25 protein-coding genes are annotated in these 25,548 nt (G+C 69.2%); 15 read left to right on the forward strand and 10 right to left on the reverse strand.

Going from position 1 to position 25,548, the window contains the following annotated elements:
* Positions 1 to 60 precede the first annotated feature (60 nt).
* From ACK4JY_RS04300 to alr, 4 genes are all read left to right on the forward strand, one after another.
* Complete coding sequence (locus ACK4JY_RS04300; RefSeq protein ID WP_409603150.1) at positions 61 to 441, forward strand: hypothetical protein; 381 nt, start codon at positions 61 to 63, stop codon at positions 439 to 441.
* Positions 442 to 1,047: 606 nt separating this feature from the next.
* Positions 1,048 to 3,249 (forward strand): DEAD/DEAH box helicase, encoded by a 2,202-nt coding sequence (locus ACK4JY_RS04305; protein ID WP_409603152.1) that lies wholly within the window; start codon positions 1,048 to 1,050, stop codon positions 3,247 to 3,249.
* An 87-nt stretch (positions 3,250 to 3,336) separates the two neighbouring features.
* A complete protein-coding gene (locus tag ACK4JY_RS04310) occupies positions 3,337 to 4,419 on the forward strand; it encodes an ABC transporter ATP-binding protein (RefSeq protein WP_409603153.1) in 1,083 nt (360 codons plus the stop codon).
* Positions 4,420 to 4,461: 42 nt separating this feature from the next.
* Entirely contained in the window at positions 4,462 to 5,499 is a 1,038-nt protein-coding gene (gene alr, locus ACK4JY_RS04315) for an alanine racemase (protein WP_409603155.1), read from the forward strand.
* Here alr and ACK4JY_RS04320 read toward each other — a convergent pair.
* Positions 5,487 to 5,813: a hypothetical protein gene (locus ACK4JY_RS04320; protein WP_409603157.1), complete on the reverse strand. Its 327-nt coding sequence runs from the start codon at positions 5,811 to 5,813 to the stop codon at positions 5,487 to 5,489. The genes alr and ACK4JY_RS04320 overlap by 13 nt on opposite strands.
* An 83-nt stretch (positions 5,814 to 5,896) precedes the next feature.
* On the opposite strand from ACK4JY_RS04320, the gene radA reads away from it, so the two are divergent.
* Genes radA through ACK4JY_RS04345 form a run of 5 tightly spaced genes read left to right on the forward strand, consistent with a single transcriptional unit; the run spans position 5,897 to position 10,570 of the window.
* Positions 5,897 to 7,261 (forward strand): DNA repair protein RadA, encoded by a 1,365-nt coding sequence (gene radA, locus ACK4JY_RS04325; RefSeq protein WP_409603159.1) that lies wholly within the window; start codon positions 5,897 to 5,899, stop codon positions 7,259 to 7,261.
* Positions 7,262 to 7,289: 28 nt separating this feature from the next.
* Positions 7,290 to 7,883, forward strand: coding sequence for a CvpA family protein (locus ACK4JY_RS04330; RefSeq protein ID WP_409603161.1), 594 nt, complete (start codon positions 7,290 to 7,292; stop codon positions 7,881 to 7,883).
* A 30-nt stretch (positions 7,884 to 7,913) separates the two neighbouring features.
* The gene (gene purF, locus ACK4JY_RS04335; RefSeq protein WP_409603163.1) at positions 7,914 to 9,419 is read left to right on the forward strand and encodes an amidophosphoribosyltransferase; all 1,506 of its coding nucleotides are present in this window, start codon (positions 7,914 to 7,916) and stop codon (positions 9,417 to 9,419) included.
* Between the two features lie 7 nt (positions 9,420 to 9,426).
* Entirely contained in the window at positions 9,427 to 9,771 is a 345-nt protein-coding gene (locus ACK4JY_RS04340; RefSeq protein ID WP_409603165.1) for a VOC family protein, read from the forward strand.
* Positions 9,772 to 9,817: 46 nt separating this feature from the next.
* Positions 9,818 to 10,570: an SDR family NAD(P)-dependent oxidoreductase gene (locus ACK4JY_RS04345; RefSeq protein ID WP_409603167.1), complete on the forward strand. Its 753-nt coding sequence runs from the start codon at positions 9,818 to 9,820 to the stop codon at positions 10,568 to 10,570.
* Here the strand turns inward: ACK4JY_RS04345 and ACK4JY_RS04350 are convergent.
* The 8 genes from ACK4JY_RS04350 to ACK4JY_RS04385 all read right to left on the reverse strand — a co-directional run bounded on the left by ACK4JY_RS04350 (position 10,567) and on the right by ACK4JY_RS04385 (position 17,359).
* The gene (locus ACK4JY_RS04350; RefSeq protein ID WP_409603168.1) at positions 10,567 to 11,016 is read right to left on the reverse strand and encodes a lysozyme inhibitor LprI family protein; all 450 of its coding nucleotides are present in this window, start codon (positions 11,014 to 11,016) and stop codon (positions 10,567 to 10,569) included. The genes ACK4JY_RS04345 and ACK4JY_RS04350 overlap by 4 nt on opposite strands.
* Before the next feature lie 89 nt (positions 11,017 to 11,105).
* Complete coding sequence (der, locus tag ACK4JY_RS04355; protein ID WP_409603170.1) at positions 11,106 to 12,728, reverse strand: ribosome biogenesis GTPase Der; 1,623 nt, start codon at positions 12,726 to 12,728, stop codon at positions 11,106 to 11,108.
* 33 nt (positions 12,729 to 12,761) lie between these two features.
* Positions 12,762 to 14,183: a PQQ-binding-like beta-propeller repeat protein gene (locus tag ACK4JY_RS04360; RefSeq protein ID WP_409603172.1), complete on the reverse strand. Its 1,422-nt coding sequence runs from the start codon at positions 14,181 to 14,183 to the stop codon at positions 12,762 to 12,764.
* Between the two features lie 23 nt (positions 14,184 to 14,206).
* A complete protein-coding gene (locus ACK4JY_RS04365) occupies positions 14,207 to 14,974 on the reverse strand; it encodes a tetratricopeptide repeat protein (protein ID WP_409603174.1) in 768 nt (255 codons plus the stop codon).
* Between the two features lie 79 nt (positions 14,975 to 15,053).
* The gene (panB, locus tag ACK4JY_RS04370; RefSeq protein WP_409603176.1) at positions 15,054 to 15,890 is read right to left on the reverse strand and encodes a 3-methyl-2-oxobutanoate hydroxymethyltransferase; all 837 of its coding nucleotides are present in this window, start codon (positions 15,888 to 15,890) and stop codon (positions 15,054 to 15,056) included.
* A 66-nt stretch (positions 15,891 to 15,956) separates the two neighbouring features.
* A complete protein-coding gene (locus ACK4JY_RS04375) occupies positions 15,957 to 16,376 on the reverse strand; it encodes a hypothetical protein (protein ID WP_409603178.1) in 420 nt (139 codons plus the stop codon).
* Complete coding sequence (locus ACK4JY_RS04380) at positions 16,366 to 16,926, reverse strand: RNA polymerase sigma factor (RefSeq protein ID WP_409603180.1); 561 nt, start codon at positions 16,924 to 16,926, stop codon at positions 16,366 to 16,368. Before ACK4JY_RS04380 ends, ACK4JY_RS04375 begins: the two co-directional genes overlap by 11 nt.
* Before the next feature lie 25 nt (positions 16,927 to 16,951).
* Complete coding sequence (locus ACK4JY_RS04385; RefSeq protein WP_409603182.1) at positions 16,952 to 17,359, reverse strand: DUF6249 domain-containing protein; 408 nt, start codon at positions 17,357 to 17,359, stop codon at positions 16,952 to 16,954.
* Between the two features lie 269 nt (positions 17,360 to 17,628).
* On the opposite strand from ACK4JY_RS04385, the gene ACK4JY_RS04390 reads away from it, so the two are divergent.
* Positions 17,629 to 17,868: a hypothetical protein gene (locus ACK4JY_RS04390; RefSeq protein WP_409603184.1), complete on the forward strand. Its 240-nt coding sequence runs from the start codon at positions 17,629 to 17,631 to the stop codon at positions 17,866 to 17,868.
* A 100-nt stretch (positions 17,869 to 17,968) separates the two neighbouring features.
* Positions 17,969 to 20,251, forward strand: coding sequence for a glycoside hydrolase family 3 N-terminal domain-containing protein (locus ACK4JY_RS04395; protein ID WP_409603186.1), 2,283 nt, complete (start codon positions 17,969 to 17,971; stop codon positions 20,249 to 20,251).
* Between the two features lie 10 nt (positions 20,252 to 20,261).
* Here the strand turns inward: ACK4JY_RS04395 and ACK4JY_RS04400 are convergent, their stop codons facing one another.
* On the reverse strand, positions 20,262 to 20,609 hold the full coding sequence (locus ACK4JY_RS04400) for an arsenate reductase (RefSeq protein ID WP_409603188.1): 348 nt from the start codon (positions 20,607 to 20,609) through the stop codon (positions 20,262 to 20,264).
* A 170-nt stretch (positions 20,610 to 20,779) separates the two neighbouring features.
* On the opposite strand from ACK4JY_RS04400, the gene ACK4JY_RS04405 reads away from it, so the two are divergent.
* From ACK4JY_RS04405 to ilvG, 4 genes are all read left to right on the forward strand, one after another.
* Positions 20,780 to 20,965, forward strand: a complete 186-nt coding sequence (locus ACK4JY_RS04405; RefSeq protein ID WP_409603190.1) for a hypothetical protein — start codon at positions 20,780 to 20,782, stop codon at positions 20,963 to 20,965.
* A gap of 100 nt (positions 20,966 to 21,065) precedes the next feature.
* Complete coding sequence (locus ACK4JY_RS04410) at positions 21,066 to 22,820, forward strand: dihydroxy-acid dehydratase (RefSeq protein WP_409603192.1); 1,755 nt, start codon at positions 21,066 to 21,068, stop codon at positions 22,818 to 22,820.
* Between the two features lie 3 nt (positions 22,821 to 22,823).
* Entirely contained in the window at positions 22,824 to 23,837 is a 1,014-nt protein-coding gene (ilvC, locus tag ACK4JY_RS04415; protein WP_409603193.1) for a ketol-acid reductoisomerase, read from the forward strand.
* A gap of 3 nt (positions 23,838 to 23,840) precedes the next feature.
* A complete protein-coding gene (ilvG, locus tag ACK4JY_RS04420) occupies positions 23,841 to 25,547 on the forward strand; it encodes an acetolactate synthase 2 catalytic subunit (protein ID WP_409603195.1) in 1,707 nt (568 codons plus the stop codon).
* Position 25,548: the final 1 nt, after the last annotated feature.

The raw sequence follows: 25,548 nt of genomic DNA on the forward strand, positions 1-25,548 counted from the left end.
TAATCTAACGTGGATAGGCGGCCGATCGTCGCCGTGCTGACAAGTGGAAGGATTGCCTTGATGCGCCTCACCATTGCCGCCATCGCCCTGGCCGCCGCCGCCTCTATCGCCGCGGGAGCAAACGCCCAGCAGACGCCGCCGCCTGCTCCGCCGCCGGCCCCGCTACCCCCGCCGGTGTTTGTGCCGGGCCCCCCGATGTTCGTGATGCCGATGAAGGTGCGCGCCAGCGGGATGGATCAGTTCCACAACGAGTTTGCGGAACGGCAACGCGCAGCGGCGAAAGATGAACGGGAGCGTCCGGAGCGGCGTGCGCGCGCCGAGCGGCTGGCCGCCCTGGCGAACACCGGCCACTGCTCACAGGCCGTCAGGATCGCCCGCCGGGAGGGCGATCTCGACATGGCGACCCGTCTGGTCGAGGCCTGCAGCAGCGGATCGAACTAGTCTGGATCGATGCTCCGGCGGATACGCGACCCTTTTCTTCGCGGACACGCCAACGTCACGGAAAAGCGGGAGAACGATGCCAATGCGCATCATCATCACAGCCGTCGTAGCAGCCTTCGTCTGCTCCGTCGCCACGGAAGCAAGCAGTCAGCAGGCGCCGCCACCACCCACAGCGTCGCCATCGCCCGGTAGTTTACGCAACGCCCCACCTATTACACCGAGACGGATCCGGTCGGCGTCGACCCGCGCCATGGACCAGCTCCACGCGGAGCAGCGCGCCATACAGCGCGCAGAGGCCGAGGAAGCTCGTGCGCTTCCGGAACGACGCGAGCGAGCCGCACGGCTAGCGGCCCTCGCAAATAGCGGTCGTTGTCATGAAGCCGTGGGCATAGCCCGGAGCGAGGGCGATCTGGACATGGCGACTCGCCTCATCGAGGCCTGCAACCGTCCGCGCTAGGGACTGAGGCGGACGGGCGCCAAGGTCGATACAATAACGGGCGCCAAAAGGGCCGGCCGCCGCGCTTTGGCCTTGATCCGCGCACATACGAGCGCCCCGCCGCCCGCCTGGGCTGGCGCGCGCCGTCCTGGCGCCTTACGGACCACTCCATGCCCTTCCCCGCCAGTCATCCCGCGCTCGACCGCGCGCTCTCCGCCCGTGGCTATGCCGAGCCGACCCCGGTTCAGTCGGCCGTTCTTGAAGCGACCCTCAACGAGGACGGCAGCGGCCGCGACCTGCTTGTCAGCGCCCAGACGGGCTCGGGCAAGACCGTCGCCTTCGGCCTGGCGCTCGCCCCGACCCTGCTGGGCGAGGCCGAGAAATTCGCCGAGTTCGGCGCCCCGGTTGCGCTGGTCATCGCGCCGACGCGCGAACTGGCGCTGCAGGTCTCGAACGAGCTCCAGTGGCTGTACGCCCAGACCGGGGCGCGGATCGTCTCCTGCGTCGGCGGCATGGATCCCAAGGTCGAGCGTCAGGCGCTGAACCGCGGCTGCCACATCGTCGTCGGCACGCCCGGCCGCCTGCGTGACCACGTCGAGCGCGGCTCGCTGGATCTGTCGACGCTGCAGGCCGTGGTGCTGGATGAGGCCGACGAAATGCTGGACATGGGCTTCCAGGAAGACCTGACCTTCATCCTCGACGCCGCCCCGGCCGAGCGCCGGACCCTGCTGTTCTCGGCGACGCTGGCGCGCGACATCGTGCAGTTGGCCAAGACCTATCAGAAGAACGCCCTGCGCATCGACACGGTGGCGGGCAACGTCTCGCACGCCGACATCGAGTACAAGGCGATCCGCGTCGCGCCGAACGAGATCGAACTCGCGGTCGTCAACGTGCTTCGCTATTTCGAAGCCCCGGGCGCGCTGGTGTTCGCCAACACCCGTGAACGAGTCAAGCATCTGACGGCCTCGCTGCGCGAGCGCGGCTTCTCGGTCGTCGGCCTGTCGGGCGAACTGACCCAGAGTCAGCGGTCGGAGGCGCTGCAGGCGTTGCGTGACGGCCATGCGCGGGTCTGCGTCGCCACCGACGTCGCCGCCCGCGGACTGGACCTGCCCGATCTGGGCCTGGTCATCCACGCCGAGACCCCGGTCAACAAGGCCGGGCTGCTGCACCGTTCGGGCCGCACCGGCCGGGCCGGCAAGAAGGGCGTGTCGGTCCTGCTGGTCAGCTATACGCGTCGCCGCAAGGTCGAGCTGATGCTGCAGTCGGCCTCGATCAACGCCGAATGGTCGGGCCCGCCCTCGGCCGAGATGATCGTCGCCAACGACCGCAAACGGATGCTGGCTGATCCGGTGCTGACCGCGCCGGTCGAGGACGAGGACACCCTCGCCCTCGGTCGGCAGCTGCTCGAAAACACCACGCCCGAACAGGTCGCCGCGGCCCTGATCCGCCTGTACCAGCAGAAGCTGCCGGCGCCGGAAGACGTGTTCGACGACGAGCGGATGAAACGCCAGCAGGCGACCGGCAAGAACGACAAGGGCCAGCCGGACGTGCCCTATACGGACTTCGCCCGCGGCGGCGACATGGTCTGGTACCGGATCAACATCGGCCGCGACAAGAACGCCGATCCGAAATGGCTGATGCCGACCATCTGCCGCCTGGGCCATGTGACCAAGCGCGACATCGGCTCGATCAAGATCTTCGAGCGCGAAACCAAGTTCGAGATCACCCTGGAGATGCAGGCGAAGTTCGAGGCCGCCATCGCCCAGGGACTGGAAGAAGGCGTCAAGATCGATCCGGCCATCAAGCCGGGTCCGTCGGAGAAGCCGGTCAGCCGCTGGGACAAGAAGCCCGGCGCCGGCGGCGACCGCCCGGAGAAGAAGCCGTGGAAGGCGCGCGAGGAAGGCGGCGACAAGCCGGCCTGGAAGCCGCGCGAGGACCGTCCGCAGGGCGACAAGAAGCCTTGGGTCAAACGCGACGACGCCGCCCCCGCCGAGGGCAAGAAACCCTGGGTCAAGCGCGAGGACGGCGACAAGCCGGCCTGGAAGGCCCGCGAGGACAGGCCGCACGGTGAGAAGAAGCCGTGGGCGAAGCGCGACGACGCCGTTCCGGCGGCCGAGGGCAAGAAGCCGTGGGTCAAGCGCACGGCCGGCGATCCGACGCCCGAAGGCAAGAAGCCCTGGGTCAAGAAGCCGGCGGCCGAGGGCAAGACGCCGTGGGCGCCGCGCTCCGACGCCGAGGCCGCGCCGGCCCCGGCGGGCGACAAGCCGTGGAAGGGCAAGCCCAAGGGCGGCGACCGTCCGTGGGCGCCCAGGGACGCGCGCGGCAAGCCCGCGGAGCCCCGCGCGCCGTACAAGGGCAAGACCCCGCGCTGATCCGGCCTTGACCTTGGCCGTCAGGTTGATCCGGACCTGTAACCGTTTACGGTGGCGGCAAAGCAAGAAGCGACGGGCAGGAAATCGATGGCGGACGTCCGGCTGACCGGCGTGACCAAGCGTTTCGGCACGACGGAGGTGCTGAAGGGCATCGATCTGGAGATCGCCGACGGCGAGTTCCTTGTCTTCGTCGGGCCGTCGGGCTGTGGCAAGTCCACCCTGTTGCGCACCATCGCCGGGCTGGAGGAGCTGGACGGGGGCGAGATCGCCATTGGCGGGCGGCCGGTCAGCGACCTGTCGCCGTCCGCCCGGGGCATCGCCATGGTGTTCCAGTCCTACGCCCTGTATCCGCATATGAACGTCTATGAAAACATGGCGTTCGGACTGAAACTTGCGAAGCTGGACAAGTCCGAGATCGACCGGCGGGTGCGCGGGGCGGCGGAAACGCTGAACATCACCGACTATCTGGAGCGCAAGCCGAAGGCCCTGTCGGGCGGCCAGCGTCAGCGGGTCGCGATCGGCCGGGCCATCGTGCGCGAACCGCAGGTGTTCCTGTTCGACGAGCCCCTGTCCAACCTCGACGCCGCCCTGCGGGTGCGGATGCGCTACGAGTTCGCCAGCCTGCACGAGCGGCTGAGGACGACCATGGTCTATGTCACCCACGACCAGGTCGAGGCCATGACCCTGGCCGACCGGATCGTGGTGCTGAATGAGGGCCGGATCGAGCAGGTCGGCCGGCCGATGGGACTGTACGAACGGCCGCGCAACCGGTTCGTGGCCGAGTTCATCGGCAGCCCGAAGATGAACCTCCTGCCGGCGCAGATCGTCACGGCTTCCGCCGGGGGCGCGACGGTGCGAACGGCGGCGGGCGAAAGCCTCAGGGTCGATGTCGATGCGTCCCGCGCCGCCCCCGGGGATGCAGTGACCCTCGGCGTGCGGCCCGAGCACCTTGGCCTGTCCGGCGAGGGTGACGGCCTGAGCGCCACCGTCACCTTCGTCGAAACCCTGGGCCACGCAACCTACGCCTATCTGACGATGGGAGAGACGGCGCTGACGGTGCTGCTGCCGGGGAATGCCCGGCCTGCCGTAGGCGAGACCCTGAGCCTGGATGTCGCGGCGGGACAGGCGCATCTGTTCGACGCCGACGGCATCGCCTTCCCGCGGCTCTAGCGCTTCTGTTGCATCGCACAACAGCGTGGCCCTAGATGGGGCATGTCCGCCCCCGCCCTGCTGACCGTCGATCTGAACGCACTCGCCGCCAACTTCCGCACGCTTGAGGCCGTGGGCGGCGCGCCCGTACACCCGGTGGTCAAGGCCGACGCCTATGGCCTGGGCGCCGAGGCCTGCGCCCGGCGGCTGGCGGCGGAGGGCGCCCGGACCTTCTTTGTCGCGCGAGTGGCCGAAGGCGAGCGTTTGCGCGCCGCTCTCGGCGTCGGTCCGGCCATCTATGTGCTGGATGGCTGCCTGACCGGACGGGCGCCTCGGTTGCGCGGAGCCGATCTGCGGCCGGTGTTGAACACCGAGGCCCAGCTGGCCGAATGGCGGGCGGCGGGCGGCGGGGCCTGCGGCGTCCAGATCGACACCGGCATGAACCGGCTGGGCTTTGGCGCGGGGACGGCGCCCGAACCTTTCGATGAACTGAAGCTGGTGATGAGCCATCTCGCCTGCGCCGACGATCCGGCGGAGCCGATGAACGCCCGGCAGCGCGACGCCTTCGCGGCGGCGGCGGCGCGCTATCCCGGGGTGCTGCGGTCCTTCGCCAATTCGGGCGGCGTCTTCCTCGGCGAGTCCTATGCGTTCGACGCCAGCCGGCCCGGCATCTGCCTGTACGGCGGCGGGCCGGAGGGACGGCCGGACGAGCGGATCCGGCCGGTGGCGACCTTGACCGCCGAGGTGCTGCAGCTGCGCGACGTGCCGGCCGGAGAGACGGTCGGCTATTCGCGGGGCTTCACGGCCACGGCGACGACGCGGATCGCAACGGTCGCCGCGGGCTACGCCGACGGCGTGCTGCGCAGCTACAGCCCGCGCGGGGCCGTGGCCGTCGCCGGCACGCTGCGGTCGATCGTCGGACGGGTGTCGATGGATGTCTGCGCCGTCGATGTCACCGGACTGGATGTCGCCGTCGGCGATCGGGTCGAGCTGTTCGGCGGCGAGCGGATGATCGACGACGCCGCGGCGGCGGCCGGCACCGTGGCCTGGGAGCTGTTGACCTCGATCGGGTCGCGCGTGCCCCGGCGCTACGTCGGCTGAGACCAGTGGCCCATCTGTGAGCCCGCTATGGCGAACAGGATGAGGACCATCGGGAAGACAAGGATGAACAGGACGCGGGCGACACCGGCCCAGCGCGTGACGATCGGGTCGTTCAGCTCGTCGTAGCGGCCGGTCACGAGCCAGAAGATGCCCCGAACGCCGTCGAAGGGGTGGAAGACCTCCGGCGCCTCCGCGGCCAAGCCCTGCCGTTTCAGATGGCGAACCCTCAGCGCCAGCTTGAGGGCGCTGAGGGCATAGGCCATGGCGCAGAGCCAGACCGCGATGAACAGCTTGATGAAGGTCGCCTCGGACACCGTCTCTCCTGATACGTCAATATCGGTCGTACGCTCGCCAGAGCCCCCTGCCCCGTCGCCAGCGACTCCTGTAAGCCAACAGCATGGCTCGAGACGGTGCAATCTATGTTTGTCAGTCCTGCGGGGCGGTCCACGGCAAGTGGTCGGGCCAGTGTGGGGCGTGCGGTCAGTGGAATTCGATCGTCGAGGAAAGCCGCTCGGCCCCTCCGGGGGCGATGAAGCCGGCGGCGAGCAGCCGCACGCGCGGGGTCCAGTTCGAGACCCTGCAGTCCGATACGCCCGAGCCGCCGCGCATCGTCACCGGGGTGACCGAGTTCGACCGGGTCTGCGGCGGCGGGGTGGTGCCGGGTTCGGCGATCCTGCTGAGCGGCGATCCCGGCGTGGGCAAGTCGACCCTGCTGCTGGACGTGGCCGGCCGCGCGGCCCTGTCGGGACGGCGGGTGGCCTATATCTCGGGCGAGGAGGCCGTCGAACAGATCCGGGCGCGGGCGAAGCGGATGGGTCTGGAGAAGGCGCCGGTGGAGCTGGCCTCGGCGACGGCGTTGCGCGAGATCCTCGGCACGCTGAAGCGCGAGAAATTCGACATCGTCATCGTCGATTCGATCCAGACGCTGTGGTCCGACGCGCACGAGGCCGGGCCCGGCTCGGTGACCCAGGTGCGGGCCTGCGCCGGGGAGATGGTGCGGCTGGCCAAGTCGCAGGGCGTGGCGGTGGTGCTGGTCGGCCATGTGACCAAGGACGGTCAGGTCGCCGGCCCCCGCGTGGTCGAGCATATGGTCGACGCCGTGTTGAGCTTCGAGGGCGAGCGCGGCTATCCGTTCCGCATCCTGCGCGCCGGCAAGAACCGCTTCGGGGCGACCGACGAGATCGGGGTGTTCGAGATGGGCGACGCCGGGCTGCGCGAGGTCGCCAATCCCTCGGCCCTGTTCCTCGGCGAGGGCAAGGACCGCGCCCCGGGAGCGGCGGTGTTCGCCGGCATCGAAGGCTCGCGGCCGGTGCTGGTCGAGGTCCAGGCCTTGGTGTCGAAATCGGCCTATGGCACGCCGCGCCGGGCGGTGGTCGGCTGGGACACGGGGCGGCTGGCCATGGTGCTGGCGGTGCTGGAGGCGCGCTGCGGCTTCGGCTTCGGCGATCAGGATGTCTATCTGAACGTGGCCGGGGGGCTGCGCATCAACGAACCGGCGGCCGATCTGGCGGCGGCGGCGGCGCTGGTCAGTTCGGCGACCGACATGCCCCTGCCGCAGGGCTGCGTGGTGTTCGGCGAGATCAGCCTGTCGGGCGAGATTCGCGCCGTCGGGCGGGCCGAGGCGCGGCTGCGGGAAGCGCAGAAGCTGGGCTTCGACCAGGCCCTGTCGCCGGTGCTGACGGTCAAGGACAAGGGGGTCAGGGTGACGGCGGTGAACCGGCTGACGGAAGCGGTCGAACGAATCTCGCAAAACCGCTACTGAAGATCATCGCCCCCTGTACCGAGCGCCCATGACCGGCTTCGACGTCATCGCCATCCTGGTCATCCTGGCCTCGGCCGCCGCCGGCTGGGTGCGCGGCGGCACGCGCGAGATCATCACCCTGTTGAGCTTCGTGCTGGCGGCCTTTCTGGCGCTGGTGGCCCTGCCGGTGACGGCGCCGATCGGGCGCGGGCTGATCGATCCGGACTGGGCCGGCGCCATTCTGGCCGCTGTCGCCTCATTCCTGCTGATCTATTTCGGCATCCGCATCTTCGGCTCGATCCTGTCGAAACGGGCCCAGGCCCATCCGCAACTGGGCGGCGTCGACCGGATCGTCGGCATCTTCATCGGCGCGGGACGGGCGCTGGTGCTGCTGGGGGCCATCCATCTGGTCGTCGTCGCGGCCATGCCGGGCGAGAAGACGCCGCGCTGGCTGACCGAGGCGGCGTTGCGCCCGCTGACCGCCGGCGCCGCCCGGGCCATCCAGATCGTCCTGCCGGGCATCGGCCGCGGCGCCGACGCCCTGACGCCGGTCGTGACTTCGTCCGTAAGCAAAGGGTTTTCCCGCGAAGAAGCCTTGCCCCCGACGCAATCGGGGCCTACCTCCCCGCGCGTCGCCCCCTAGTCGCCCTTGCCGGTCATCGGAGCCCCGACGATGCCCCATTCCATCGCCGAACCCGTCCTTCACCGCGAGCATTGGCGCGATCCCGATGACGATCAGCTACGCCTCGAGTGCGGCGTCTGCGGCGTGTGGGGCGCGGAACCCAACGCCGCTTCCGCGGTCGTGGCCCTCGGCCTGCACGCCCTGCAGCATCGCGGTCAGGAAGCCTGCGGCATCGCCAGCGTGCACGAGGCGCGCTTCCACACCGAACGGCACATGGGTCTGGTCGGCGAGGCGTTCGGAGGGGCCGACCTGTCCGAGCGGATGCCCGGCTCGGCCGCCATCGGCCACACGCGCTATTCGACCTCGGGCGGCTCGTTCCTGCGCAACATCCAGCCGATGTTCGCCGATCTGGACAGCGGCGGCATCGCCATCGCCCACAACGGCAATCTGACCAATTTCCTGTTCCTGCGGAACCAGCTGGTCAGCGAGGGGGCGATCTTCCAGTCGACCTCGGACTCCGAAGTCATTCTCCATCTGATCGCCCGCAGCCGGAAGGCCAAGATCGTCGACCGCTTCATCGACGCCCTCGGCCGGATCGAGGGCGGTTACGCCCTGGTCTGCCAGACCCGGTCGAAGATGATCGGCGCGCGCGACCCGCTGGGCATCCGCCCGCTGGTGCTGGGCCGGCTGGACGGGGCCTGGGTGCTGGCCTCGGAGACCTGCGCCCTCGACACCATCGGTGCGACCTTCGAGCGCGATGTCGAGCATGGCGAGGTCGTGGTCATCGACAAGGACGGGCTGCAGTCGCTGAAGCCCTTCCCGACCCGCGGGGCCCGCCCCTGCCTGTTCGAGTACGTCTATTTCTCGCGCCCCGACAGCATCGTGAACGGCCAGTCGGTCTATGAGGTGCGCAAGCGGATGGGCCAGCGGCTGGCCCGCGAGCATGCGGTCGAGGCCGACGTGGTCGTGCCGGTGCCAGACTCCGGCGTGCCGGCGGCGCTGGGCTACGCCCAGGAGAGCGGCATTCCCTATGAGATGGGGATCATCCGCAGCCACTATCTGGGCCGCACCTTCATCCAGCCCAGCCAGGGCGCCCGGCAGAAGGGCGTGCGCATGAAGCACAGCCCCAACCGTTCGGTGCTGGCGGGCAAACGGGTGGTGCTGATCGACGACTCGATCGTGCGCGGCACGACCTCGGTCAAGTTGGTCCGCGCGGTGCGGGCGGCGGGCGCGGCCGAGGTGCACCTGCGTTCGGCCTCGCCGCCGATCCTGTGGCCCGATTTCTACGGCATCGACATGCCCGAGCGGGACCAGCTGATCGCCGCCAACCACACCCTGGAAGAGATGCGGGCTCACCTCGAGGTCGATTCGCTGGGCTTCTTGTCGGTCGACGGCCTGTACGACGCCATGGAGGCCGGACCGCGCGACCCGCGCAATCCGCAGTTCACGGACCACTATTTCACCGGGGAATACCCGACCCGTCTGCTGGATCGCGAGATCGAGGAAGGCGGGCGCGAGGTCGCGGCGCGGCAACTTTCGCTGCTGGTGAGCGCTTAAGCCTGCGATGACCCAGCTCGGCTATTTCACCATCGGCGTTCCGGATATCGAGAAGGCGCGCGCCTTCTACAGCGCCCTGTTCGGATGGACCTTCGATGAGGCTTCGTCGCATCCGACATACGCCCATGTGGCCAACAGCGAGCCGGCCTTCGGCCTGACCAAGCTGGAGCGGGCGCGGGATTGCTCGAACCTGTATTTCCGGGTCGAGGATGTCGACGCCCTGTGCGAGCGCGTGGTGGAGCTGGGAGGCAAGGCCGCCATACCCTCGGACAGCGAATCCGGACGAACCGCCGTGGTGTCGGACGACCAGGGCGTCAGCGTCAGCCTGTGGCAGCCCGCGCCGGGCCTCTGAAGCGGTTTCGCTTTCGGCCGGCGCGGCGGCGCGCTATCAGGCCGCCATGTCAGACCTTCCCCTGAAAGACCGCATCGCCCTCGTCATCGGGGCCTCGCGCGGCATCGGCTATGAAAGCGCCCTGGCGCTGGCGAAGGCCGGGGCCCATGTGATCGCCACGGCGCGGACACAGGGCGGGCTGGAAGAGCTGGACGACGCCATCTTCGCCACGACCGGGAAGCATGCGACCCTGATCCCGTTCGATCTGGTCGACGGCGGGGCCATCGACCGGCTGGGCGGGGCCATTTTCGAGCGCTTCGGCCGACTGGACATCTGGGTGCAGGCGGCGGCGACCATGGGGGCCGAGGGCCTGACGCCGGTCAGCCACGCCGACCCGCGCGGCTTCGCCAAGGTCGAGAAAACCAATTTCACCGCCGTCTATCGCCTGATCCGCTCGCTGGAGCCGCTGCTGAAGGCGTCGGACGCCGGCCGGGTGATCCATGTGACGACCAGCGTCGCCGCCGCGCCCAAGGCTTTCTGGGGCGCCTATGCCGCGACCAAGGCCGGGGCCGAGGCCTTGATGAAATGCTGGGCCGACGAGATCGAATCCATGCCGATCCGGGTGTCGATCGTCGATCCGGGCCGGATGCGGACCCAGCTGCGGGCCCAGGCCTATCCGGGCGAGGATCCGGAGACGGTCGTGCATCCCTCGGCCATCGGCCCGCTGGTGGTCGAGCTGGCGCGCGGCGATCTGGAGCCGCCGCTGGAGGTGAGGTTCAAGGACTGGAGCCAGGGGCCGGGCGTGGCGGCCCTGATCTAATCGCCGGCGTTACGCGGAAGCGGCAAGGGCTCAGGCAAGATCGGCGGCGTGCTGTCCATGTAGCCCAGATAGTCCGCCCACAGGGTGTGGGTGCGCTCCCGGGTGAGGCGTTCGCGGCAGCCGAGCGCCATCAGGTTGCGGATCGTGCCCGACTGCCAGCGCGTATAGACGGTGCGGCAGGCGCTGTCGGCATAGGCCTGCCACGCCGTCTGGCTGGCGTGAAGTTCAGCGACAACCGCCGCGGCCAGTTCCGGGCTTTCGGCCTCGTCGCGCAGCACCTTGATCGAGGCGGCGAGATAGGCCGCCATGCGGGCCTCTTCGGCCGCCACCTCCGCCGCGGCGCAATCGTTCATCTCGATCGTGTTCGCAGGGCTGGCGCAATCCTGCGGCGGCGCCACCGGATCCTGTCCGGCGGAGATCACGGCGGCGGCGAGGAGGATCAGCATCGACTTACTCTGACACGCCGCCGCCCGGGGTCAAATCCGGGCGTACTGGAGGACGGGATTGGCCGCGCCTGTTCGAGCTTGGACCGGGGCTATTTCTTCGGCACGTGCTTCTGGCCCGTGCGGACCCGGCCCGAACGCGACACCTGACGGGCCCCGCCCCGCGCGCCCTTCTGGACCGCGACGGACGAGCCGGCCTTCTTGTTGGCGCTGGACTTGAGGCCGGCGAGCGGCTTGGTCTTGCCCTTGCCGGCCTTCTTCTGCTCCAGCGCCTTGCCGGGGAGGTTCGAGAGCCGGTCGGCCTTCTCGGCCTTCTTGAGCACGCGGCGCGGGGCGGTCTTGGCGTCGCCCTTGTACCGTTCCGGGCCCGATTTGGAGCCGCCCGGCGCATAGGGGTTCTCACTGCCGGCCTTGACGATCAGCCGGATCGGCGTGCCGGGCAGGTCGAAGCTCTCACGCAGATTGTTGACCAGATAGCGTTTGTACTGCTCGGGCATGGCTTCGGCGCGGCTGGCCATCAGCACGAAGGTCGGCGGGCGGGCCTTGGTCTGGGCCATGTATTTGGGCTTGATCCGCTTGCCGTCGACGGCGGGGGGCGGATGCCTCTGGGTGGCCAGGGCCAGCCAGGTGTTGAGGTCCTTGGTCTTGACCTTGACCGACCAGGTGGCGTGGGCCTGCAGCACGGCCGGCATCAGCCGTTCGACGCCGCGGCCGCTGTGTGAGGACAGGGCGACGAAGGGCGAGCCCTTGAGCTGGGGCAGCTTGTCCTCTGCCATCTGGGTCAATTTCGCGAGGCGGGCCTGGGGCTCGGTCTCGAGGTCCCATTTGGCAGCGACATAGACCAGGGCCCGGCCCTCGCGCTCGACCAGATCGGCCAGTTGCAGGTCCTGGGTGTCGAAGGCGTCGTCCTTGTCCATCACCAGCACGACGACCTCGGCGAAGGTGATGGTGCGGATGGTGTCGGCGACCGACAGCTTCTCCAGCTTCTCCTGCACCCGCGCCTTGCGGCGCATGCCGGCGGTATCGACCAGACGGATGTTCTGGCCTTCATATTCCCAGTCGACCGAGATGGAGTCGCGGGTGATGCCGGCCTCGGGGCCGGTCAGCATCCGGTCCTCGCCGATCAGGCGGTTGATCAGGGTCGACTTGCCGGCGTTGGGACGGCCGATGATGGCGATGCGGATCGGCTTGTCGGGCTCGTCGACCTCCTCGATGAAGATGTCGGCGCTGGCGGTGACGATGGCGGCGTAGAGGTCGGCCATGCCCTCGCCGTGCTCGGCCGAGATCGGCACGGGTTCGCCGAAGCCCAGGGCATAGGCCTCGCCGATGCCGCCGCCGCTCTCGCGGCTTTCCGACTTGTTGGCCAGCAGGACGACGGGCTTGTGCTGATGGCGCAGGCGGTCGGCGAAGATGCGGTCGAGGGCGGTGACGCCTTCGCGGGCGTCCATCATGAACAGGATCAGGTCGGCGTCTTCCAGCGCCGCCTCGGTCTGTTCACGCATCCGCGACTCAAGGCTCTCGTCGGTGACGTCCTCGTAGCCGGCGGTGTCTATCAGCGTCAGATCCATATCGCCGATGTTGCCGTCGGCGTAGCGACGGTCACGGGTCACGCCCGGGCGATCGTCGACCAGCGCGAGGCGCTTGCCGACAAGGCGGTTGAACAGTGTCGACTTGCCCACGTTCGGGCGGCCAACGATGGCGACTTTGAGAGCCATGTCGGCCTTCTAACGCAGATTGGGAGCCAAGGGTCAGCGAATGCTGATCAGCTGTCCCTCGTCGGTGAGCACATACAGGGCGCCGTTGTAGGCGGCCGGCGCGAGGTAGACCGGCGCTCCGAGCTTGAGGGTCGCGGTCTGCTCGCCCGTCTTCGGATCAAAGGCGACCAGTTCGCCATAGGAGTTGGTCAGCACCAGTCGGCCGGAGGCCAGCAACGGACCGGACCAGATCGGCCGCACGGTGCGATCCCACCAGCCGAAGACGCCGCCTTCCTGACGCTCGCGGCCCTCGTTGAGGTCGCGGGTCCAGTAGACCTGCCCCGACTCGCGATTGACCACCGTCAGTTCGCCGCTCTTGGAGACGACATAGACGACGTCGCCCGCCGGCAGGGGCGCATTGACGCCGGAGATCGGCAGTTGCCATTTCGGCTGGCCGGTCCGGACGTCGATGGCCGACATCACCCCGGAATGGCCGACGGCGTAGACGACGCCACGACTGACCACGGGGCGGCCGGCGATGTCGCGGATTTCGGACAGGGCGCTGGTGCGGCTGGTGCGCGAAAGCACCTGCTGCCAGGCCGCCTGGCCGGTTGCGGCGCGCAGGGCGACCAGTTCGCCGGACGAGAACGGCGCGATGACGGTATCGCCGGTCACCGCGGGGCTGGAGGCGCGCATGATCCGGGCCGGTTCGGGAAGGCCGCGATAGGTCCAGACCTGCTGGCCAGTGTTCACGTCGAGGGCGAACAGCTGGTTCTCGACGTCGACGACATAGACGCGCGAGCCCGCGACTGTGGGGGCCCCGTGAACCGGGACATCGACCGGGGTGGTCCAGATCACGGCCCCCGTCGCCTGGTCCACGGCGGTGATGGTGCGGTAGCCGGACGAGATGAAGACCTTGCCGCCGCCGACCGCCACGCCGCCGCCGAAGCCGCCGCCGGTGGAGCTACCGCCAAGGCCGAGGCTGAACATGCTGCGGCGGAACTCGGCCTCGTCCGGCTTGACGCTGACCGTCCAGGCCACTGATCCGCTGCCTGAATCAACCGCCGTAACCGTGGCTTCGCCGTCCATGACGAAGACGCGGCCGTTATCGGCCACGACCGGCGACATGACCTGCCGGCGGGCCGCAGAGCCGGCGCCGATGTCGCGGCGCCAGGCGACGGCGAAGTCAGCCGCGGCGGCGACGTGCTCGACGGCGTTCTCGGCATTGCCGCCCGGCTGGGTCCAGGCCGTCGCCGGCTGGGGGCCGGGAAGGAAGAACTCGCGGCCGGACAGGGCGGCGGAGGGCGCCAGCTGCTGCTCGAACTCAAGGACGGAGACGCGCGCGCCCGCGGTCGCTGTCGCCTGCGGTTCGTCGCCTCCGCCGAGGCCGAACGGCAGGGCCCGGCGGACCGTGCCGCACGAAGCGACGGTGACGGCGAGCCCGCAAAGCAGGGCGACTTTAAGCACGCGGTTCATGGCGGACGTCCTGATGACGGGGTTCACGGGCGGGCCGGCTGGGCCGGAGCGGCCGCGCCCGCCTGCGGTCGCGTCGGGGCGGCGGCGCGGGCGGCGGAAGCTTCCAACCCGGCCATGGCGTCAACCGTGGACTTGAGGTTCGCGGCCGTCCCGGCGTCGATCGAGGCGATCGCCAGACCGGCGCGCTGGCTGATCTCGCGCGGGGTGTCGAGGCTGTTCTTCAGCACCACGAAGGTCGAGCGGGCTTCGGCGGCCTGGCCGTTCTGCAGTTGGGCCATGGCCATGGCCTCGCGGGCGAAGGCGCGAAACGGCCGGTCGTCCCCGGTCAGGGGCTCGAGACGGGCCTCAATGTCGGCGAGGGGGGCGGTGTCCATCAGCAGCAGGGCGGCCTTCAGGGCCGCGCCGTCGCGCAACAGGGCGTCGCTGGCGGCGCCGGCGGCCTCGTCGAACAGCTCGACGGCGGCGGGAATGCGGTTTTGCTGGACGGCGATGCCGGCGCGATGCTGCAGGGCCAGCGCCTTGTAGGCGGCGTTGCCTTCGTCGGCGGCCTGTTTGAAGGCGGCGTCCGCCCCGGTGGGGTTGCCGGCCTCAAGCGATTCGAGGCCGCGTTGATAGGCGATCGAGGCCTTGTCGGCCTTGCCCGTCTCCATCGTCTGCCAGCCCCACCAGGCCAGGGCGGCGATCAGGGCGACGAGAAGCACGCCGCCGACAACCGGCAGCCAGGTGCGGGCGAGCCGCTTGTATCGATCGGAGCGGAGCTCCTCCTCGACCTGATCGAAGACATCAACCACGGATAAGTCGCCCCAAAAGTCGCAGAAAATCCAACCGGCCGGACCCTAGAGACTCGCATCCCCCGCCGCAACGCGGCCGTTAGGGGGAAACCGGCTTTTTCGAGAAGTAGGTCTCGACTTCGGCAGGAAAACGGCGGGCCCTGACATCATCGGCGTAGGCGGCGACCGCCCGACCGATTTCGCCGCGCAGATCGGCGTAGCGGCGGACGAATTTCGGCGTCCAGTCGAACAGGCCCAGCATGTCCGAAACTACCAGAACCTGCCCGTCGCAGGCGGCGGAGGCGCCGATGCCGATGGTCGGCTTGTCGATGGTTTCGGTGATCTCGCGCGCCAGGCCTTCGGCCACACCCTCGATCACGACCGAAAAGGCGCCGGCGTCGGCGGTGTCGCGGGCGGACTGGAGGATGCGGGCGCGTTCGCCCTCTTCCTTGCCCTTGGCCCGGAAGCTGCCATCGATATTGATCGACTGTGGCAACAGGCCGACGTGGCCCATGACCGGGATGCCGCGCTTGACCAGATAGTCGATGGTCGCCGGGGCGGTCGCACCGCTTTCCAGCTTCACGGCCTGCGCGCCCGTCTCTTTCAGAACGCGAACGGCATTGGCGTAGGCGGTCTCCGGCGCGGCCTCATAACTGCCGAAGGGCATGTCGATGACGACCAGGGCGCGCCGGGTGCCGCGCATGACCGCCTGACCGTGCAGGATCATCATCTCCAGCGTCACCCCGACCGTACTGGGCAGGCCGTGGACCGCCATGCCGAGGCTGTCGCCGACGAGGAGCACGTCGCAGTGCGGATCCATGATCTCGGCCGTCGGGGCGTCATAGCAGGTCAGCATGACGATCGGCTGGCCGCCCTTGCGCGCCCGGATGTCCGGTACGGTCAGGCGTTTGATGGTTTCCTGCTTCTGGCTGGACATGGGCGGCCTCCGACTTGGGGGCCGTAGATAGAGGGCCGCCCGCCCGGCGTCACCCTCGGGGTCGGATCAGACTTCCTGCGACAGCTTCATCACCCCGGCCGCCGCGAGGACGATCAGGGCGCCCGCGGCGATCCAGAACAGCTGCATGCCGCCCATGGATCCGAGTTGGAGATTGGCGAGACCGACCTGCTCAAGGCCGGATTGAACCGCTCCCTGAATGTTGAGGGACGCAGACTGGAGGCCCTGACCGAGGGCGTCGCCGGCCACCACGCCCTCGCGGGCGCCGAGATCGATGTCGATGGACATGGTTTCGCGAACGGCCACCGCGCCGCCGGCCAATCCGGCCAGCGAGAGGGCGAGGAAGCGCACCCGGGAGCCCTTTTGAAGCCGTTGCTCGACCTTGGCGGTGAACAGGGATGCGTCGGGCATGGCCGGGGCCCTCGCGAACAGACGCTCGACGAAAGGATCGAACTCGTCAGCCGACATGCTGCGTTCTCCCCAGGGGCTGTGCGGGCTCCGGCTGGAGCCGCGCGCGGAGTTTATCCAGACCACGTTTGACATGAGACTTCACCGTGCCGAGTGGCAAATTCAGGGCGGAGGCGATCTCGGGATGCGCCATGCCCGCTCCGTGACAAAGAGAGACACAGAGCCGTTCGGGTTCGCTGAGCGTCCTGAGGGCTTCGTCGAGGTCCATCAGGCCCGCCTGATCGGCAACGGAGACAACCTCTTCCTGTTCAACTTCAGCGATATAGCGGGCTTCCTTGGCGACCCGCTTGATGTAGAGACGCGCCGCGATCCGCTTGACCCAGGCCGCGAAGGTTCCTTCGCCGCGGAACTCGCTGCACCGCTGGAATGCCTGGATGAAGGCGTCCTGGGCGATGTCATCGGCGAGCGAGGGCTGGGCCCCCATCCGCCGCAGCAGACCGCGCACCGCCGAGCTGTGGCGGCGCACCAGTTCTCCGAACTCCCGCCGTCCGCCCGCCGCCGCAAGGGCGGCGAGCTCGACGTCGTGCCGGTCGACCAGCGCCTGGGTCATGTTGCGTCCCCCGTCCGACTTCGGCCTATTCCTTGTTCGGGTTGAAGAAGCTGAGGACGATAAAGGCGAGGCCAACTGTGATCGGGATGGCCGCGAAGCCCAGCAGGCCGTCGCCGACATTGCCGTTCCAGTCGTCGCCGCCGTTCCAGGGCGTGCCGTTGATCACGCCGAACGCCGCGATGCCGATGCCGACCGCCAACCAGATGATGCCGCGGCGGATGTCGCGGGTTCTTGAAGACAGCTTGCTGGCCGCCTCGCTGCTCAGGGCGGCGATGATCTCGGGCGGCAGGTCCTGGCCCTTGTCGATCGCGTGGCGCACCGTCGCCTGCATCTCGTGGCGCTCGCGCGACTTGAGGTAGGTCGGGCCGACGATGATGGCCGTGATGGTGCCGAAGACCGCGAAGATCGCGAACAGCGGGATGAAGTCTTCCATGCGGGTATCCCCTCTTGTTTCCAGACCGGAGCGTGATGCTTCGGCCTTCTGACGACAAGAGGCGGCGGGAGGGCCCCGCGGATGCGGTCCGGCGGGTGAAACTTTCGTAAGGTCTGGCGCGAGGCGGACGGGGCGTTGACGACGCCCGACAGTCAGCCCATTTCGCAATCAGCGCACCCGGCCGGGTCTGCTCTGCGCTGCAACTGCCCCGCCGGCCTCGCGTTCGTCCGGGAACCGCCCTGTCGACACTTTTTTCAGAGAGACACCTGATGGTCCAGATCACCTATCGCATCGTCGAACACGACGGGGGCTGGGCCTACCGGCTGGGCGACACCTATTCCGAGACCTATCCCGATCATGACTCGGCCCGCGCCGGCGCCGTCGCCGCCGCGCGCGAGCAGAGGGCGCCGGACGAGGACACCCTGATCGAATACGCCGACGCCTCGGGTCGCTGGATCACCGAGCGGGCTGATGGCCACGACCGCCCGGAAACCGAGGTCGAGGGCTGACGCGGTCCGCGTTCCAAGCAACGCCTTGTGATCGGCCTAGGGTAGGCGGGGAGACGCGCGCCGTTTAGTCCTGCGTCATCTGCAAGCTGGAACCGGTTACATGCGTCACCCGCCCCTCCCCGCCCCGACCCGCCGCGCGCTTCTCGCCGGAGGCGCCCTGACGGCGGGGCTGATGATGGCGCCGCGGATCGCTGCGGCGCAGGTCGAGGCCAATCTCGCGCGGGTCGACGCCCTGATCGCCCGCATGACCATCGAGGAGAAGGCCGGCCAGCTGACGCTGCAGAACGATCCGTTCCGCTGGCGGCCCGAGGGCGTCAATCCGGGCGACACCCTCGACGCCAGCCAGGAAGAGACCGCCGCCGAGATTCGCGCCGGCCGCATCGGGGCGCTGTTCAACGGCGTCGGCGCCGCGACGACCCGGCTGGTGCAGGAGATGGCGGTCAAGGACAGCCGGCTGGGCATTCCCCTGCTGTTCGCGGCCGACATCGTCCACGGCCTGAAGACCACCTTCCCCGTCCCGCTGGGCGAGGCCGCCAGCTGGGACGTCGATCTGGCGGAGCGGACCGCCCGGGCGGCGGCGGTCGAGGGCGGGGCGGCGGGCGTGCACCAGACCTATGCCCCGATGGTCGACATCGGCCGCGACCAGCGCTGGGGCCGGGTCGTCGAGGGCTCGGGCGAGGACGTGCTGCTGGGCAATCTGTTCGCCGCCGCGCGGACGAAGGGCTTCCAGGGTGATGACCTGAAGGCCTGGTCGTCGCTGCTGGCCTGTCCCAAGCATTTCGTCGCCTATGGCGCGGCGCAGGCGGGGCTGGACTACAACTCGACCGACATGAGCGAGCTGGAGCTGCGCTCGGTCTATCTGCCGGCGTTCAAGGCCGCCTTCGACGCGGGCGCCCTGTCGACGATGAGCGGCTTCAACGACCTGAACGGCGTGCCGACCAGCGGCAACAAATGGCTGCTGACCGAGATTCTGCGCGGGGAATGGGGTTTCACCGGCTTCGTCGTCTCGGACTACACCTCGGAACAGGAGCTGGTCGCCCACGGCTATGCCGCCGACGACCGCGACGCGACGCGCCTCGCCCTGATGGCCGGGGTCGACATGTCGATGAAGAGCGGCCTCTATATCAAACACATCCCCGGACTGGTGCAGGCCGGCGAGGTGCCGATGGCGCGCGTCGACGAGGCGGTGCGGCGGGTGCTGATGACCAAGGCGGCGCTGGGCCTGTTCGAAAACCCCTATCGCGGCTCGGACGTGCGCACCGAACGCCGGGTGGCCGGCAGCCGGGAGCATCTGGCCTTGGCGCGCGAGGCCGGGCGCAAATCGATCGTGATGCTGAAGAACGACGACGGCCTGTTGCCGCTGGCCAAGGCCGGCCAGCGCATCGCCCTGATCGGCCCGTTCGGGGCCGACCGCGCCGATCTCTTCGGGCCGTGGTCGATCTTCAAGGACGAAACCCTGGCCGTGTCGCTGGAGCAGGGCCTGCGCGCGGCCATGGGCGATGGCGCCTCGCTGAGCGTGGTCAAGGGCTCGGACGTCGAGGCGCCGCTGGACGGCGGCATCGAGGCTGCGGTCATCGCGGCCTCGCAGGCCGACGTCGTGCTGCTGGCGATCGGCGAGAGCACCAACATGTCGGCCGAGGCCCAGTCGCGGGCGGACATCGGCATTCCCGAGCCGCAACTGGCCCTGGCCGAGGCGGTCGCGGCGACGGGCAAGCCGGTGGTGGTGATCCTGCGGCATGGCCGGGCGATGGAGCTGTCGGGCGCGGTCAAGGACGCCCCGGCCATCCTCGCGACCTGGTTCCTCGGCTCGGAGACGGGCCACGCGGTGGCCGATATCCTGTTCGGCGACCATGCGCCGACCGGACGACTGCCGGTCAGCTTTCCGCATCTATCGGGCCAGTCGCCGTTCCACTACGCCCACAAGAGCACCGGACGTCCGGCGGCCTCACGCAGCGAAGGCTTCAAGGCGCAGTTCCGCGAGACGTCGAACACCGCCCTGTATCCGTTCGGCCATGGGCTGACCTATGCGCCGGTGGCGTATTCGGCGGTGCGGCTGTCGGCGCCGACCATGGCGTGGAACGGCGGGCTCACCGCGACGGTCACCCTGAGCAACAGCGGTTCGCGCGAGGCGTCTGAAGTCGTTCAGCTTTATATCCGCGACCGGGCCGCCTCGATCACCCAGCCGGTGCGGCTGCTGAAAGGGTTCCGGCGCGTCATCGTGCCGGCGGGGGGATCGGTCGAGGTGTCGATTCCGCTGACCTTCGCCGACCTGCTGTTCCTCGGCCCGGATCTGGAGCCGACCGTCGAGCCGGGCCTGTTCGACGTGTGGCTGGCCCCCAGCGCCCAGGCCGGCGAAGCGGCGCAGTTCACGCTGAACCGCTGAGGCCGGGCTTTCAGCCCAGAGCCGCCGCGTAGAGCTCGGGCTTGAAGCCGACCAGGGTGCGGCCGCCAAGGTCGAGCACCGGGCGTTTGATCATCGACGGCTGGGCCAGCATCAGGTCGACGGCCCGGTCGGCCGTCAGACCGGCCTTGTCCGCTTCGGGCAAGGCGCGGAACGTCGTGCCGGCGCGGTTCAGCACCGTCTCCCAGCCGTGTTCGGCGACCCAGCCGCGCAACCGGGCCTCGTCGACGCCGGCCTTCTTGTAGTCGTGGAAGTGAAAGGCGACGCCGTGCTGATCCAGCCAGACGCGGGCCTTCTTGACGGTGTCGCAGTTGGGGATGCCGTAGAGGGTCTGGGTCATGACGCGTGTTTGCCGACGGGCCCGGCGAACCGCAAGCCGCGCCCGAAATTTGCATTTCAGTTCCGGCAAGAAGCGCGGCCGGCATCGCGGGCAATTCATGCTGCCATCGGGGCGTTTCTCCGCTTCAGCGCAAACTTATTGCGGAGCCATCTTGTGCATCGCAGCAGACCATGGTTACCTCATGGCTGAACTGGAGTGTCGACGTGGCCTACCGCGCCCACATCGCTGACCGCACCATCGCCGTTTCGGCGATTGCCGCGACGCGTGCGCCCGACGCCCTGAACGCCCTCAGCATCCTTATTCTCGCTGTATCGCTGCTGCTCCTTCCCGGAGCGGTGTGGATGCACGCAACCTGAGCCCAAGCCCCCTCAGGATCGCCCGTAGCCACCCGCTCCCGAAAGGAAGCGGGTTTTTTGTTGCGCGCGGTCCAGACCTTTCCCGGAACCGACCTCGACAATGACGCAAGATTTCACCTCACGACCCGGACCGGACGGCCGCGCCCCGAACGCGCGCAGCCGTGCCGTCACGGCCGGCCCCAGCCGGGCCGCGGCGCGCAGCTATCTGCGCGCTGCGGGCATGCAGGACGCCGACTTCGACAAGCCGATGATCGCGGTGGTCAACACCTGGTCGTCGGTAACGCCGTGCAACATGCATCTGGACCGGCTGGCGAAGGACGTCCGGGCGGGCGTCATCGCGGCGGGCGGCTATCCGGTCGACTTCAACACCATCGTCGTCACCGACGGCATCTCCATGGGCACCGCCGGAATGAAGGCCTCGCTGATCAGCCGCGAGGTCGTCGCCGACTCCATCGAACTGGCCGTCGAGGGCCACCAGCTGGACGGCGTCATCTGCATCGTCGGCTGCGACAAGACCATTCCGGCGGCGGCCATGGCCCTGGCGCGGATGGATATCCCGGGTCTGGTCTATTACGGCGGGACGATCCTGCCCGGCCGCATCGGCGCGCGCGAGGTCTCGGTCCAGGACATCTTCGAAGCCATCGGCGCCCACGCCGCCGGCGCGCTCGACGACGCCGGGCTGCAGGCGGTCGAAAGCGCCGTCTGTCCCGGGGCCGGAGCCTGCGGCGGCCAGTTCACCGCCAACACCATGGCCATGGCCCTGACGGTCATGGGGCTGTCGCCGATGGGGGCCAACGACGTGCCCGCCGTCGATCCGGCCAAGGGCGCCGAGGGCGAACGCTGCGGCCGGCTGATCGTCGAGCGCGCCTTCGCCGGCGATACGGCCCGCAAATACATCACCCGGGCCAGCCTGAGGAACGCCGCCGCCGCGGTCTCGGCCTCGGGCGGCTCGACCAACGCGGTCATGCACCTGACCGCCATCGCCGCCGAGGCCGGCGTCGAGTTCGGCATCGAGGACTGCCACCAGGCCTGCGTCGACGCGCCGGTGATCTGCGACCTGAAGCCCGGCGGCCGCTTCCTGGCCTCGCATCTGTTCGCGGCCGGCGGCACGCGGCTGGTAACGCAACGGATGGCGGCGGCGGGCAAGATCGTCAACGCCCCCACCGTCAGCGGCCGCAGCCTGTTCGCCGAGGCGGCCGAGGCCGAGGAGACGCCGGGCCAGCAGGTCGTCACCGACTTCGCCGCGCCCGTGATGGAGCGCGGCAGCTACGCGGTCATCTATGGCGACGTCGCGCCCGACGGGGCGGTGATCAAGCTGACCGGCCACAAGGTCGACCGGTTCGAAGGCCCCGCCTGCGTCTTCGACAGCGAGGAGGACGCCTTCCACGCGGTTCAGGACGGCTCGGTCGGCGAAGGCGACGTCATCGTCATCCGCTACGAGGGGCCGAAAGGTGGGCCCGGCATGCGCGAGATGCTGCAGGTCACCGCCGCCCTGAAGGGGCGCGGCGTCGACAATGTCGCCCTGATCACCGACGGCCGCTTCTCGGGCGCCAGCTACGGCTTCGTCGCCGGCCATGTGTCGCCCGAGGCGGCGGCCGGCGGCCCCATCGCTCTCATTCGCGACGGCGACCGGATCGCCATCGACGTCGCCAACCGCCGGATCGACGTCGACGCCGATCTGGCGAAGCGCCGGGCGGAGTTCGCGCCCCAATGCCTCCGCCCGGCGCACGGGGTCTTCGCCAAATACCGCGCCTCGGTGGCCTCCGCCGCCCAGGGCGCGGTGACCATTCCCGATCCGCCGCCGGTGCAGCGTCCCGCTGAGACCGAAGCCCATCCCGCCCGAGAGGACGCCTGAACCATGGCCATCACCATCTACACCAATGACGATATCCGCCCCGGCGCCATCGCCGGCCAGCGCATCGCCATCATCGGCTACGGCTCGCAGGGCCGCGCCCATGCCCAGAATCTGAAGGACTCCGGCCACGACGTGGTCGCCGGCGTCCGCCACGGCGGCAAGGGCTGGCGCAACGCAACCGCCGACGGCGTCCCCACCGCCGAGCCGGCTGAGGCCGTCCGCGACGCGGACATCATCGCCATCCTGACCCCGGACATGGTCCAAGCCGAGGTCTATCGCGACATCATCGAGCCCAACGCCAAACAGGGCGCGGCCATCCTGTTCGCCCACGGCTTCTCGATCATCTACGGCCGGATCACGCCGCGCGAGGACATGGACGTCATCCTGGTTGCGCCCAAGGGGCCGGGCGATCTGGTCCGGCGCGAGTTCCAGCGCGGACGCGGCGTCCCCTCCCTGTTCGCGATCGAGAAGGACGCCACCGGCAAGGCCCGCGACCGCGCCATGGGCTACGCCCGGGGCAATGGCGGCGCGACCGGCGGCCTGCTGGAGACCACCTTCCGCGAAGAGACCGAGACCGATCTGTTTGGCGAACAGGCCGTCCTGTGCGGCGGCGCCAAGGAGCTGGTCATGTCCGGGTTCAACACCCTGGTCGAAGCCGGCTACCAGCCCGAGATCGCCTATTTCGAGTGCATGCACGAGCTGAAGCTGATCGTGGACCTGTTCTACGAGGGCGGCATCACCAAGATGAACGAGTTCATCTCGGAGACGGCGAAATGGGGCTCGGTCAAGTCCGGCCCGCGCGTCATCACCGACGAAACCCGCGCCCGCATGAAGACCATCCTGGACGAGATCCAGTCGGGTCAGTTCGCCCGCGAATGGATCGCCGAGAACGCGGCCGACAAGCCCCGCTACGACGCCTGGGTCAAGGCCGACGGCGAGCAACCCATCGAGATCACCGGGGCGAAGCTGCGCGAACGCATGGCCTGGCTGCACGCCCCCAAATCGGAAGCCGCCTGAGTCATGACCGCCTCCGCCGTCCGCGTTCCCGAGCCCGCCGCCGCGTCCCGAAGCGGAGCCCGCCTGCTCGTCTCCACCCTGGAGCGGCTGGGGGTGGAGGTCGTGTTCGGCTATCCGGGCGGCGCCATCATGCCGGTCTATGACGCCCTGGCCGGGTCGGCGCTGCGCCACATCCTGGTCCGGCACGAACAGGCCGCCGCCTTCGCCGCCGATGCTTACGCCCGCCGCAGCGGCAAGGTCGGCGTCTGCCTGGCCACCTCCGGTCCGGGGGCGACCAATCTGATCACCGGCATCGCCAATGCGATGATGGACTCGATCCCCATGGTCTGCATCACCGGCAATGTCGCCCAAGGCGTCATGGGCACTGACGCCTTCCAGGAGATCGACATCCTGGGCGTCACCCTGCCGATCGTGAAACACTCCATCCTGGTGCGCGATCCGGCCGACATCCCGGCGGCGGTCGAGGAGGCCTTCCACATCGCCGCCTCGGGCCGCCCCGGCCCCGTCCTGATCGACCTGCCCAAGGACGTGCAGGTCGCCGCGACGACGGAGGACTTCGGCTTCCCCTATCCGAACATGGTCACGCCGATCGACCACGACGCCATCACCGCGGCGGCCCAGGCGATCCGCGAGGCCCGACGGCCGCTGATCTATGTCGGCGGCGGGGTGAAGATCGGCCGGGCGACGGACCAGGTCCGCGCCTTTGCCGAGGCCACCGGCATTCCCTCGGTCGCGACCCTGAACGCCCTGGGAACCATCCCCACGGACGCCCCCGGCTTCCAGGGCATGCTGGGCATGCACGGCACGCGCGCGGCCAATGAGGCGGTGCAGGAGACCGATCTGCTGATCGTCTTCGGGGCCCGGTTCGACGACCGCGCCACCGGCAAGCTGGCCGAGTTCGCCCCCCACGCCCGCGTCATCCATTTCGACATCGACGCCTCGGAGATCGGCAAGCTGCGCGAGACCTGGATCCCGGTCGCCGGGGAACTGGCGCCCGGCGTCGAGGCCCTGACCGCGCATCTGGCGGGCCAGACCCTGACCATCGATCCGTGGATGATCCACTGCGCCAGCCGGATGCGGCGCACCGCCTTCCGATACGCTGACGCGCCCGGCGAAGGCGTCTTCGCCCCTGCCCTGCTGAGAGCCGTGTCAGAAGCGGCGGGAGACGATTTCGTCGCCGCCTGCGACGTCGGCCAGCATCAGATGTGGGCCGCCCAGCACTGCCGCTTCTCGAAGCCGGAAGCCCACATCACCTCGGGCGGCCTGGGGGCCATGGGCTTCGGCCTGCCGGCGGGGATCGGCGCCAAGCTGGCCGATCCGGAGGCGACGGTCGTCGTCATCGCCGGCGATGGCGGCTTCATGATGAACGTCCAGGAGCTTGCCACCCTGCGCCGCTACGGCGTCGCGGTGAAGATCCTGCTGCTGGACAACAGCTCGCTGGGCTTGGTGCGCCAGTGGCAGGAGCTGTTCTTCGCCGGCAACTATTCGGAGATCGACCTGTCCGACAATCCGGACTTCGTTCGGGTCGCCGAGGCGTTCGGCATCGAGGCCTTCCGAATTAGCCGGCGCGAGGAGGTCCCGGCCGGGATCGCCCGCCTGCTGGCCGCCGACGGCCCCTGCCTCGCGCACGTGATCATCGATCCCCGGGAGAACGTGTGGCCGCTGGTCCCGCCCGGAAAGAGCAATGCCGAAATGATGGAAGGCGCCTGAC

The sequence above is a fragment of the Brevundimonas sp. genome (assembly GCF_046295595.1).
In the GTDB taxonomy this organism is placed as follows: Bacteria; Pseudomonadota; Alphaproteobacteria; order Caulobacterales; family Caulobacteraceae; genus Brevundimonas.